The sequence below is a fragment of the Sphingomonas sanguinis genome, from assembly GCF_019297835.1.
Classification (GTDB): Bacteria; Pseudomonadota; Alphaproteobacteria; order Sphingomonadales; family Sphingomonadaceae; genus Sphingomonas; species Sphingomonas sanguinis_D.
The window spans coordinates 4,009,780-4,022,574 of sequence record NZ_CP079203.1; the positions used below are offsets into that span (position 1 = coordinate 4,009,780).

The window sequence follows — 12,795 nt, forward strand, 5'->3', positions numbered from 1 at the left end:
GGCCTGGCGGATCGGCCACGCCGGTGAGGTGCGCCGCATCACGCAAAAGCGTCCCACACGCCGTCGCCTTTTGCAATCGGGTGCAGGGCTTCTTGCAGAGCGTAGGGGCCGCTGAAAAGGGTAGTAGCCGATTGATCGTTGACATCGTTGTCAGTCATGCCGACAACGGTCGTCGAAAACGGGAAGATCGGGAGAGGATCATCACGTCGGCGATGCGCGTCGCGCATGTTCACGTGGCCCATGCGCCTCGATTCGGTTTCCCAACCCCTGTTCGGAGCGCCGCCATGTCCTATCGTCACGCCCTTATCGTCGCGCTTCTTGCGGGGGCCGCGCCGGTCGCCGTGTCGGCGCAGCAGGCTCCGTCGCAGCCGCAGGCGACAGAGGGCGCATGGCGGGACAAGGGTGCTCCGGCGGTCGACCGCGCCCGCGCTCTGGTCAAGGCGATGACCCGCGACGAGAAGCTGGCCTATGTCCACGGCCTGTTCCCGCCGATGACCAAGGAACGCCATGCCGACATGATCCCGTCGGCCGGCTATGTCCCAGGCGTGCCGCGCCTGGGCATTCCGACGCTGCGGGAGAGCGACGCGAGCCTGGGCGTCGCCAATCAGGTCGAACAGCGCAAGGGCGACACCGCGACCGCCTTGCCGTCCAGCCTGGCGACGGCGGCCAGTTTCGATCCCGCCATTGCCTATGCCGGAGGCGCGATGATCGGGGCGGAGGCGCGCGCCAAGACCTTCAACGTGCTACTGGCAGGCGGCGTCAATCTGACGCGCGATGCATGGAACGGGCGGAACTTCGAATATCTGGGGGAAGACCCGCTGCTGGCCGGGATCATGGCGGGCGCGTCGATCCGCGGTGTCGAGTCCCGGCATATCGTGTCGACGGTCAAGCATTATGCCCTGAACGCGCAGGAAACCGGGCGCAACATCCTGGACGCGCGCATCGACGAGAAGGCGCTGCGCGAAAGCGATCTACTCGCCTTCAAGATCGCCATCGACGGGGGACGCCCGGGATCGGTCATGTGCGCCTATAACAAGGTCAATGGCGACTATTCGTGCGAGAACCGCTTCCTGCTGACGCAGGTCCTGCGCGACGAATGGCGCTATCCGGGCTTCGTCATGAGCGACTGGGGTGGTGTCCATTCGACCGAGAAGGCGGCGCTGGCGGGGCTGGACCAGGAATCCGGGCAGGAACTCGACAAGCAGATCTATTTCGGCAAACCGCTGGCCGATGCGATCGCGAGCGGTCGCGTGCCCGAGGCGCGGCTGGATGAGATGGTCACGCGCATCCTGACCGGCGTCATCGCCAGCGGGCTGTACGACGATCCGACGCCAGCGACCGCGCAGGCCATCGACTATGCCGCCCATGCCGATGTCGCGCAGCACGCGGCAGAATCCGGCATCGTGCTGTTGAAGAACGACCGCGATGTCCTGCCGCTGGCCGCGACGGCGCGGCGGATCGTGCTGATCGGCGGCCATGCCGATGTCGGCGTATTGTCCGGCGGCGGATCGAGCCAGGTTCGCTCGGTCGGGGGTGCGCCGATCGAAATTCCGCTGACCAAGGGTGCTGCGGCCTCGTTCGCGCGGATCACCTATCACGCCTCCTCGCCGCTGCGGGCGATGCAGGCACTGGCCCCCGGTGCGCAGGTCAGCTTCGTCGACGGGCGCGATCCCGTGGCTGCGGCAGCGGCGGCCAAGGCGGCCGATATCGCGATCGTGTTCGCGACCCAATGGCAGACCGAAGCGCAGGATGCGGTCTCGCTGTCGCTGCCCGATAACCAGGACGCGCTGATCGCGGCGGTCGCCAAGGCCAATCCACGCAGCGTCGTAGTACTTGAGACGGGCGGGCCGGTCCTGATGCCTTGGGCGGATCAGGTCGCAGGCATCGTCCAGGCTTGGTATCCGGGCCAACGCGGCGGCGAGGCGATCGCCCGCGTCCTGTTCGGCAAGGTCGACGCCTCGGGCCGTCTGCCGATCAGCTTTCCGGTCAGCGCCGCGCAACTGCCCCGGCCGAAGCCGGTGCTGCCCGCTGGCGTGACCGCGCTGACCGATGCGTCCAGCAACGCGGGCGTCGTTGATACGGGCGATCTTGCCCCGTTCCCGGTCGACTATTCGGAGGGAAGCAATGTCGGGTACCGCTGGTACGCCGCGCGCGGCGACCGGCCGCTTTATCCGTTCGGCTATGGCCTCAGCTATACGCGCTTCCGCTTCGGCACCGCCCGGTTCACGGGCGGTGCGGCTCCGGCCGTGGAGGTCGCCGTGACCAATATCGGCAAGCGCCAGGGCGTGGTCGTGCCGCAGCTCTATCTGACGGGCACGGGGCAGGGTCCCATGCGCCTGGCGGGGTTCCAGCGGGTTTCACTGGCGCCGGGCGAGACGAAGACACTGGCGATCCCCGTCGATCCCCGGATTCTCGCGCGGTGGACGGCAGGCCGTGGTTGGGCGGTCGCGCCGGGCCGTTATCGTCTGACGCTCGCCACCGATGCGCAGAGCCCCGTCGCGAATGGCGAGGTAAGTGTGGCGGCGGAAGCACAGTCGCCCGGTTGATTGACCGGGCGCCGTGCCTTCACGGCATTTTGATTGACACCGATGTCGGTCGGTATAGCTATGAACAATAAAGAAAATAATTAGCCGAATTCATCGGCAAACAAGCGGCGCAAAAATAGCCGCAATGGGAGAGGTGGGATGAAAGGGAAGACGCTTGCGCGCGTGCTCGTGCGCTCGACATCGGTGCTAAGCCTGACGGCGGGCTTGTTGCTGGCCTCGCAGGGGCAGGCGCAGACCGCACCGATCGACCCGCAACAGGGCACGCCCCAGGCGGACACCAGCAGCCAGACACCCCCGCCGGGCGAAGCAAGCCCCACCAACCCCCAGCCCGAAACCACGCCCGACGATATCGTCGTCACCGGTGTCCGCGCCTCGCTGGAGCGCTCGATCGCCATCAAGCGCGACTCGAACGGTGTCGTCGATGCGATCAGCGCGGAGGATATCGGCAAGTTCGCCAACACCAACCTCGCCGAGTCGTTGCAGCGCATCACCGGCGTTTCGATCGACCGGCGCAACGGTGAGGGTTCGACCGTCACGGTCCGCGGCTTCGGCGCGCAGTACAACCTCGTCACGCTCAACGGCCGCCAGCTGGCGACGTCCAATATCGTCGCGGTCGGCGGCGACCAGGGTGGTGACGGCGCGGGGGGCTTCGGCCGCTCGTTCGACTTCTCCAACCTCGCCTCGGAAGGGGTGAAGACACTGGAGGTCTACAAGACCGGGCGCGCCGCGATCCCCTCGGGCGGTATCGGCGCGACGGTCAACGTGGTCAGCCGCCGCCCGCTCGACAATGCCGAAACCGGGCTGGTCGGGTCGCTGGGCGTCAAGGGCAGCTATGACAACAGCTCGGCCGACTGCATCGACTGCGGCGCGCGCGTCACGCCCGAGGCGTCTGGCACCGCCAGCTGGACGGACAGCGAGAAGCGCGTCGGCGTGTCGCTGTTCGGCAGCTATCAGAAGCGCAATTTCAGCTTCGCGAGCGTCGCGCCGGACAACTGGAATATCCGCTCGCTCAACGATTTCCTGAACCCGTCCAACGGTTTCGTGAACGGGGCGACCAAGATCAACAACCGCCCGACCGGCAACCCGCTGGTGTCGGTCCCCAACGACTTCCGCTATCACTTCTCCGAGGCCAGCCGCGAGCGGATCAACGGCCAGGCGATCCTGCAATTCCGCCCGACCGACACGCTGACCTTCACCGCCGACGGCCTTTATGCCCAGCTGCGTCAGTCGGAGCGCCGGTCGAGCCAGTCCAACTGGTTCAACCGCCCCTTCAGCGAGGTGACGTTCGACGACGCCAGCAACGGCATCGCCACCACCCAATTCCTGGCCGAGACGATCAACGGCGTGAAGGACGCGGCGTACGAACAGGCCTATCGCGCGCAGAAGAACCGGCTCTACGATGTCGGCGGCAATATCGAATGGAAGCCAAGCGACCGTTTCACCCTGTCGATCGACGGCCATATCGGCGAGGCGCAGAGCCTGCCCGACAATCCCAACGGCCAGACATCGACCACCGTCGCGATCAACGCGCCGGTCGTGACCGGCCATACGCTGCGCTGGACCGATAACGGCTTCCCGCAGCAGACTCTGGCGATCAACGACGGGACGCAGAGCACGACCCCGACCGGCCAGCCCTTCATCAAGGGCAACAATAACGGCGTGCTGGACGTCGGCGATCTGGCGAGCGCGGTGCAGCGCCAATTCGCCTCGAACCAGACGCAGCGGATCCGCGAGCTGCGCGCCGATGCGGCCTGGGACTTCACCGACCAGATCCGGTTCGATGCCGGTGCCGATTATCGCACCACCACGACCCGCCAGACCCAGTTCAACACGCGCCAGGTGCTGGGCGACTGGGGCAACTCGCTGCCGCCCGATATCGCGCGGCTGGCACCGGGGCAGGTTTTCCAGTTCTGCAACACCTGCAAGTTCGAGCATAACAACCCGAACGCCGATCCGAACACCCAGATCGCCTTCCGCACCGAAGACGCGACCAAGCTCTACAACACGCTGTTCAACTATTATTCCGGCGTGACCAACGACGGCGTCGACCATCGCAACAATATCGACGCGAACAGCGACAATTCGGTGCGCGAGAATATCTGGTCGGGCTATCTCCAGGGCAGCTGGAACGGGCAGGTGTTCGGCCGCAACGCGCAAGTCGTGGCGGGCCTGCGCTACGAAAATACCAAGGTGCGCGCGGTGTCGCTGCAACCCGTGCCGCTGGCGATCGTGTGGACGGCGGACAACGACTTCGTGATCCAGAACAGCACCGACCAGCAGGCGATCTCGGCGCGCGGCTCCTATAGCAACTGGCTGCCCGCCGTGGACGCCAAGATCGAGGTTCTGGACAATCTGTTCGCCCGCGCCTCGTACAGCAAGACCATCTCGCGCGCGCCTTACGGCAACCTGTTCGCCTCGACCGGTGTCGGTGCGCCGGGGCGGCCGACCGCGATCGGCGGCATCGCGACGGGCTCGTCCAACAATACCGGCCTGTTGCCGCTGTCGTCGGACAATATCGACCTGTCGGTCGAATGGTATCCGCGCAAGGACGTCTTCCTGTCGGCGGGCTTCTTCGACAAGCGGGTGCACAACTTCATCGGCAACACGGTGGTGAACCGCAACCTGTTCGGCTTGCGCGACGCGACGTCGGGGCAGGCGGGCACCCGATCGGGCACGGCCCGCCAGCAGCTGACCAACACGTTCGGGGCGGACATCACCGACGTCAACCTGTTCACCTATACCGCGCTGCTCCAGCAGAATAACGGCAATGTCGCGGCGGCGAACGCGCAGTTTGCGGCCAATTACAACACGCAGAGCCGCGCGCTGAACCAGGGGTTCGTCGACTCGATCCTCAGCCAGGTCGACATCAGTCCGAATGCCAGCGATCCGCTGTTCAACTTCGCGGTGAACACGCCGATCAACAACCGCGACGCGCATATCTACGGCGTCGAGTTGGCAGGTCAGTATTTCCTGGGCGAGACCGGCTTCGGCATTGCGGCCAGCTATACGCTCGTTCGCGGTAATATCGGCATCGACATCGCGGCCGATCCCAGCGTGAACACCTTTGCGCTGGTCGGCCTGTCGGATACCGCCAACGCCACGCTGATCTATGACAAGAACGGCATTTCGATGCGCCTGTCCTACAACTGGCGCGACAAGTTCCTGAGCGACATCAACCGTGGCGGCGACCGCAATCCGGTCTTCACCGCGCCCTATGGCCAGCTAGACCTCTCCATGAGCTTCGACCTGACGCCGCGCTTCGCGCTCGGCTTCGAGGCGATCAACCTGACCGAGGAGGGCGTCCAGACCTATGGCCGCGACCGGATGAACACCTGGTATCTGGCCGAAGGCTCCGCCCGCTATCTGATCGGCGCGCGGTATCGCTTCTGATTGTGGAAACTCGGAAGGCCGCTGTCCCCCCCGCGGCCTTCCGGGTACATGGGGCGATCATGGCCGCACCTGTCCTGCTCAACAATATCGACCATCGCGACCTTCGGGTCGCGATCGGTCATCACGCGCGCTTCGGCGATGCGATCAACCAGACCCGTGTGTTCCCGGCGGAGTTCGAGGAGCTTCAGCGCGAATACGCCATATTGCTGCGGCGGGACGAAGCCGGGGCGCTCTATGCGACCGTCCTGCTGGGCCTCGACCCGGACGAGAACCTGTACCTGACGGGCGACCGATGGGACGCCCGCTACATCCCGGCGACCCGAGCGCGCGGGCCGTTTTCGATCGGTCACGACGCCACGGGCGAGCCCATGGTCTTCATCGACCCCGAGCATCCGCGACTGACCGCCGATGGCATGCCCGTCTTTCGCGAACATGGCGGCAACGCGCCGCTGCTCGACCATGTCACGGTGATGCTGCAACGCATTTATGAGGGCGTGCAGACCGAAAAGGCCATGTACGAGGCCTGGGCCGCGCTCGACCTGCTGACGCCCGCCGTCCTGCAACTCGATCTGGACGAGGGGCGGCGGTACAATGTGCCGGATTGCCTGACGATCGACACGGCCCGGCTGGCGGCGCTGGAGGCCGGTGCCCTGGGCGATCTCCATGCGCGCGACTATCTGCGCCCGGCGTTCTGGATCGCGTCCTCGCTGGGCAATCTGCGCCATCTGATCGACCGCAAGCTGAGCCGGGATGCGCATGGCTGACCGGTTGCCCGCCGCGCGTCATGCCCGCGAGCTGACGGAAACGGGGGCGCCCGATCTGGCGGCGCTCATCGAAGATAACGAGCCGGTCGTGCTGCGGGGCTATGCCGCGCACTGGCCGTTGGTCCGGGCAGGACAGGTTTCCGCCCGTGCGGCCGCCGATTATCTCCTACGCTTCGATCGTGGGCGACCGGTGACCGGCTATGTGGGGGACGCGGCGATAGGCGGGCGTTTTCACTATGACGAAACCGCCACCGGACTGAATTTCCGGACGGAGACGCTGCCGTTGCGCGAATTCCTGGCGCGGCTGCTGGACGGAGCCGACGGGCCGGGGGAGCCGCCTGCGCTCTATATGGGGTCGACTGATCTCGACGCCTATCTGCCGGGTTTTCGCGGCGAGAACGATCTGGTGCCGTCCAACGGGCTGTTCGACCGTCACCCGCCGCTGGCCAGTATCTGGATCGGCAACCGGACCATCGCCTCGGCGCATTACGACATGGCGAACAACGCCGCCATCTGCGCCGTCGGTCGGCGCCGCTTCACGCTGTTTCCCCCCGATCAGATCGGCAATCTCTATCCCGGTCCGCTCGCCCCGACGCCGGGCGGGCAAGTGGTCAGCATGGTCGACTTCGCCAAGCCCGACCTCGATCGCTATCCCCGTTTTGCCGATGCCATGGATCAGGCGGTGGTGGCCGAACTCGAACCCGGTGACGTGCTGGTCTATCCGGCGCTGTGGTGGCACCATGTCGAGGCGCTGGAGGCGTTCAACATCCTCGTCAATTATTGGTGGAACGCAACGCCCGACTATCTCGACACGCCGATGGATAGCGTGATGCATGCGATGCTGTCGCTGCGCGATCGACCGGCTGCGGAGAAGCGGGCCTGGCGGGCGGTCTTCGACCATTATATCTTTGGCGACGGCGAAGCGGTCGTCGGCCATCTGCCGCCTGCGTCGCACGGGCCGCTCGCGCCGCTCGACGAGGCCATGGCGCGGCGGCTACGCGCCTATCTTCTGCAAAGGCTGAACCGATGAGCGATCCCTATCCGCCTACCCGCGTCGTCATCGCCGGGGGCGGGACGGCGGGGTGGCTCGCGGCAACGGCGCTGGTGCGGCAACTGGGGCCGCTGGTCGACGTCACGCTGATCGAATCCGACGAGATTGGTACGGTCGGCGTCGGCGAGTCCACCATCCCCACGGCGCGCAGCTTCCATGCCTTTCTAGGGATCGACGAAGCCGAATTCATGAAGGCGACCCAGGCGACCTTCAAGTTGGGCATCGCGTTCGAGAATTGGGGGCCGGAGGGCGCGCGCTATTTCCATCCGTTCGGAACGGTCGGACGATCGGTGGCGATCGCCGATTTCCAGCATTTCTGGCTGGAGGCGAAGCGCCACGGCTTCGGCGGGGCCTATACCGACTATTCCCTTGAGACGCGGGCGGCCGAGGCGAGCCGGTTCGGGCGGGACGAGGCTGGCACCCTGGCCTATGCCTATCATCTCGATGCCACGGCCTATGCCCGCTTCCTGCGCGGTATTGCCGAACCGGCCGGAGTGCGCCGGGTCGAGGGGCGCATCGCCAAGGTCGAGCGGGACGGCGAGGGCGGCGACATCGCCGCATTGCATCTGGCATCGGGCAACCGGATCGAGGGGGATCTGTTCCTCGACTGCACCGGCTTTCGGGCGTTGCTGATCGAGGGTGCGCTGGAGACGGGCTTCGAGGATTGGAGTGAATGGCTGGCCTGCGACCGGGCGTTGGCGGTCCAGACCGAAGCCGTCTCCTCCCCGGTCCCCTATACCCGCGCCATCGCGCACTGGGCGGGCTGGCGCTGGCGCATCCCGCTTCAGACGCGGGTGGGCAACGGGCTGGTCTATTCCTCGGCCGACATGAGCGAGGACGAGGCGACCGCAACGTTGCTGGCGGGGATCGAGGGAGCGCCGCTATTCGAGCCGCGCGCCCTGCAATTCCGCGCGGGGATGCGTCGGCAGGCCTGGAGCGCCAATTGCGTGGCGCTGGGTCTCGCGGCCGGGTTCATCGAGCCGCTGGAATCGACCAGCATCCATCTGGTCATGATCGCGGTGATGCGCCTGATCCAGGGTTTTCCGTTCCAGGGCGATGATCGCGCGGCCCCCCGATCGCGCTTCAATGCCCAGTCGCGTCATGAGTGGGAGCATATCCGCGACTTCATCATCCTGCATTATGGGCAGACCGGGCGGACGGACTCGGCGTTCTGGCAACGGCGCTCGACGATGTCGGTGCCCGAGACGCTGGCGGAACGCGTGGCACTGTTCACCCAGAGCGCAGGCGCCTGGCAGGGACAGGACGACCTGTTCAAGATCGATTCCTGGGTTTCGGTCATGCTGGGGCAGGGGCTTATGCCCAAAGCCCATCACCGCATTCCGGCGATGCTCAGTCCCCAAGCGCTGCGCGATTCCCTCGATGCCTTGGACCAGCAGCTTTTACGACAATTGCAGCTGATCCCGGACCACCTCGCCTTCATCAACCGATATTGCGCGACGAAGGCTCAGACGCAGGTCATGTCAGCGTAAACGTGCCCGCAAGGCCTTCGGCCTCCGCCGATGGCGCGACCCAAAGGCGGAAGGCACCGGGTTCGGTGGTCGGCGTCAGCTCGCGGCCGATAAAGGACAGGTCGGCGCGGGTGAGGGTGAAGCTCACCTCCTGACGCGCACCCGGAGCCAGGGTGACGCGGGTGAAGGCCTTCAGCACCCGCACCGGCTGGGTGACGCTGGCGACGACGTCGTGGATATAGAGCTGGACGACTTCGGTCGCTGCCATGCGCCCGGTATTGGTGATGGTCGCGCGGATCGTCAGCGGGGTGTCGCCCAGCGTCTTGCTGCTCAGGCGAAGGTCCGAATAGACCATCTCGCCATAGGTCAGGCCATGGCCGAACGGAAACAACGCACTGTTCGGATAGTCGCGGAAATGCGCCTTATAGGGCTGTAGCGCCCCGGGCGGATTGGGGCGGCCCGTGTTGCGATGCGCGTAATAATAGGGGACCTGCCCGCTGGCCCGTGGGAAGGACACCGGCAGCCGCGCGGAGGGAGACATTGTGCCGAACAACACATCGGCGATGGCCGGGCCGTCCTGCGAGCCGAGGAACCATGTCACTAGCAAGCCGGGTGCTTTGGCCACCGCGCCGCTCAGCGCGAGGGCCCGCCCGGTGCGCAGCAGTACGACATAGGGCTTGCCGGTCGCGGCGATCGCCTCGGCAAGGGCCTGTTGCTCTGCGGGCACGACGATCTCGGTACGCGACTGCGCCTCGCCCGACATATTCTGGGTTTCGCCGATCGCGAGCACGACGATATCGGCGGCGCGCGCCGCGGCGACCGCGCGCGCCAGGTTGCTGCCGTCGTCCATGGTCGCGTCGGGCACGGTTTCACGTACTGCGGTGACGAGGTCCACCGCCTCGCGATCGGTGCCATAGACATTCCATGGTCCGATCAGGTCATGCCCGCCGCCCGCGAATGGCCCGATCAGCGCGATCCTCGTTCCCGAGCGGGGCAGGGGGAGCAGGTCGCCCTCGTTGCGGAGCATGACGATGCTGCGCGCACCCGCCTCGCGCGCAAGGACGAGTGTCTCCGGCGTGCGCAGCCGCGCCTTTTCGCGCGCCGGGTCGATGCGGCGAAAGGGATCGTCGAACAGCCCGAGCGCGACCTTCAGCGCCAACACGCGTCGCACCGCCTCGTCGAGGCGTGCCAGTGGCACCTCGCCCTTTTCGACCAGATCGGGAAGATATTTGAGATACAGCCCGCTTTGCATCGACATGTCGACGCCCGCGAGAAAGGCAAGGCGCGCCGCATCGCGGCCGTCCTTGGCGAACCCATGCGCGATCAGTTCCTCGTCGCCCGTATAGTCGGAGACGACCAGCCCGCCAAAGCCCCATTCCTTGCGCAGGACCGTGTCGAGCAGCCATGGATTCCCGGTCGCGGGGATTCCGGAAAGGTCGTTGAACGACGCCATCACGGTCGGCGCGCCCGCCGCGAACGCCGCCTGAAAGGGCGGGAAATAGATGTCGCGCAGCGTCCGCTCCGACACATCGACGCTGTTATAGTCCAGCCCGGCCTCGCCCGCGCCATAGGCGACGAAATGCTTGGCGCAGGCCGCGACGGCGTCCGGCGCGGCAAGCCCGCTGCCTTGGAAACCCTCGACGCGCGCCGCCGCCATCACGCGACCGAGCAGCACGTCCTCGCCCGATCCCTCGACACCCCGGCCCCAGCGGGCGTCGCGCGCGATGTCGACCATCGGCGCGAAGGTCCAGTCGATCCCCGAGGCCGACGCCTCCACCGCCGCCGCGCGCGCCGTGCGCCGCGCCAGATCGGGGTCGAAGCTCGCGGCTTCGGCGAGCGGGACCGGGAAGACGGTGCGCAGGCCGTGGATGACGTCGGCGGCGAACAGCAGCGGGATTTTCAGCCGCGAGCGGCGCACCGCTTCGATCTGCATCCGCCGCGCCATCTCCGCGCCATTGCCGTTGAAGACGCCGGTCAGCTCACCCCGGCGAACCATCCGCAACTGTGCATCGAAGCTCGACGCCGCGCCCGCCGGGTTCAGCGAGATGGCAGCACCCCCGGCCCAGGCGGCGGCCAGCAGATTGAGCTGCCCTGCCTTTTCGACGAGCGTCATGCGCGAGATCAGCGCCTCGACGGACGCGGGAAGCGGGCGTTCGCCTGTAATGGCGAGCAGCGCCCGCGCCGGGCTGGCCGACCATGCCAGCGCCGCACCCGCACCCGCCAGCCACGCACGCCGCGATATCCGCCGATCCTGACCGTTCATCCTGCTCCCTTTCGTCTTCATGACGCGTCATCTACGCCGTGGCCGGGAAGTCGATCCGGGTTCCTGCTTCCCCTCACCGCGATGGCTGCGGCCGGCAGGAAACAGGACCCTGGATCCCATTCCAGGCGATGGTCGGGACCGCGCTCAGCTGAACAATCAGCCGATTGATTGTCATTCCTGGTTCATGTAAGCGGTTTCTGTAAGCGGTTACAAGCCCGCGAAACAGAGAGGATGCTTCGTCGACCATGTCGTCCGACCGACCCGATTCGGTTGCTGCCGCCGTCCCGGCGGCGCGCGGCGCGCATGCGACGATCCATGACGTCGCGCGCGTGGCGGGTGTCTCGGTCGCGTCGGTATCGCGGGTATTCAACGGGCGCGACCATGTTCGTGCCGAGATGCGTGCGCGGGTGGAGGAGGCGGCGGCGCAGCTCGGCTATGTCCCCCATGCGGGGGCGCGCAGCCTCAGCATGGCGCGGACCGGCGCGATCGGTGTGGTCCTGCCCGACCTGCACGGCGAATTCTATTCGGAACTGCTGCGCGGCATGGACCGTGAGGCGAGTATGCGCGGATTGGGGCTGCTGCTCACCGTGCTCCACGAGGGGCGCGGGGTCGACACCCTGGCGGCGCTTCGCGGACAGGTCGACGGGCTGGTGGTGATGGCGCCGGAACTCGATCCGGCCGTCCTGGCCCGGCATATGCCGCGCGGCCCGGCGGCCGTGTTCCTGGCGTGCGCGCCGCAGGACGGCAGTCTCAATTTGCGTATCGATAACCATGGCGGAGCCGCCTCTGCGGTCGCGCATCTGGCGGCGGGCGGGGCGAAGCGGATCGTCCATATCTCCGGCCCCGCAAGCAATTTCGATGCGCAGCAACGACGCGCTGGCGCGGAGGCGGCGGCATCGGCGGCGGGTGTGGCGCTGAGCGTGATCGAGGGTGATTTTCACGAGGCCAGCGGGACCATGGTCGGCGAACGCGTCGCGGCGGGAACGCTGCACGCCGATGCGATCTTCGCGGCCAACGACATGATGGCGATCGGCGCGCTGATGGCGCTGAAGCGCCGTAATATCGCGGTGCCGGAGCAGGTGGCGGTCGCCGGGTTCGACGACATTCCGCTGGCCCGGCTGGTCAGCCCCGCGCTGACCAGCGTCGCGGTCGACATCGCGGCGATGGGTGCACGCGCGGTGGCGCATCTTGCCGAGCAGATCGCAGCCAAGCGCGAACGGCCTTTGGAAGGCCGAGGGACCACGGCGGACGAGGTGATCGTGCCGCATCTGATGGTGCGTGAAACAACAAGAGAAACCGACAGGGGATAGGG

Annotated in this window: 8 protein-coding genes; 6 read left to right on the forward strand and 2 right to left on the reverse strand. The window is 66.6% G+C overall.

All coding sequences use genetic code 11. The annotated features are described in order from the left end of the window. Nucleotides 1-38 precede the first annotated feature (38 nt). The gene (locus KV697_RS18510) at nucleotides 39-227 is read right to left on the reverse strand and encodes a hypothetical protein (protein WP_219019433.1); all 189 of its coding nucleotides are present in this window, start codon (nucleotides 225-227) and stop codon (nucleotides 39-41) included. A 57-nt stretch (nucleotides 228-284) separates the two neighbouring features. On the opposite strand from KV697_RS18510, the gene KV697_RS18515 reads away from it, so the two are divergent. The 5 genes from KV697_RS18515 (at nucleotide 285) to KV697_RS18535 (ending at nucleotide 9,241) form a co-directional block, all read left to right on the forward strand. Then, on the forward strand, nucleotides 285-2,546 hold the full coding sequence (locus KV697_RS18515; protein WP_219019434.1) for a beta-glucosidase family protein: 2,262 nt from the start codon (nucleotides 285-287) through the stop codon (nucleotides 2,544-2,546). A 138-nt stretch (nucleotides 2,547-2,684) separates the two neighbouring features. Further along, the gene (locus KV697_RS18520; RefSeq protein ID WP_219019435.1) at nucleotides 2,685-5,936 is read left to right on the forward strand and encodes a TonB-dependent receptor; all 3,252 of its coding nucleotides are present in this window, start codon (nucleotides 2,685-2,687) and stop codon (nucleotides 5,934-5,936) included. Between the two features lie 59 nt (nucleotides 5,937-5,995). After that, complete coding sequence (locus KV697_RS18525; protein ID WP_219019436.1) at nucleotides 5,996-6,700, forward strand: SapC family protein; 705 nt, start codon at nucleotides 5,996-5,998, stop codon at nucleotides 6,698-6,700. Then, on the forward strand, nucleotides 6,693-7,730 hold the full coding sequence (locus KV697_RS18530; RefSeq protein ID WP_219019437.1) for a cupin-like domain-containing protein: 1,038 nt from the start codon (nucleotides 6,693-6,695) through the stop codon (nucleotides 7,728-7,730). Before KV697_RS18525 ends, KV697_RS18530 begins: the two co-directional genes overlap by 8 nt. Continuing rightward, complete coding sequence (locus KV697_RS18535) at nucleotides 7,727-9,241, forward strand: tryptophan halogenase family protein (protein WP_219019438.1); 1,515 nt, start codon at nucleotides 7,727-7,729, stop codon at nucleotides 9,239-9,241. Before KV697_RS18530 ends, KV697_RS18535 begins: the two co-directional genes overlap by 4 nt. Here KV697_RS18535 and KV697_RS18540 read toward each other — a convergent pair. After that, nucleotides 9,228-11,483, reverse strand: a complete 2,256-nt coding sequence (locus KV697_RS18540) for a glycoside hydrolase family 3 N-terminal domain-containing protein (protein ID WP_219019439.1) — start codon at nucleotides 11,481-11,483, stop codon at nucleotides 9,228-9,230. The genes KV697_RS18535 and KV697_RS18540 overlap by 14 nt on opposite strands. Nucleotides 11,484-11,728: 245 nt before the next feature. On the opposite strand from KV697_RS18540, the gene KV697_RS18545 reads away from it, so the two are divergent. Continuing rightward, entirely contained in the window at nucleotides 11,729-12,793 is a 1,065-nt protein-coding gene (locus tag KV697_RS18545) for a LacI family DNA-binding transcriptional regulator (protein WP_219019440.1), read from the forward strand. Nucleotides 12,794-12,795: the final 2 nt, after the last annotated feature.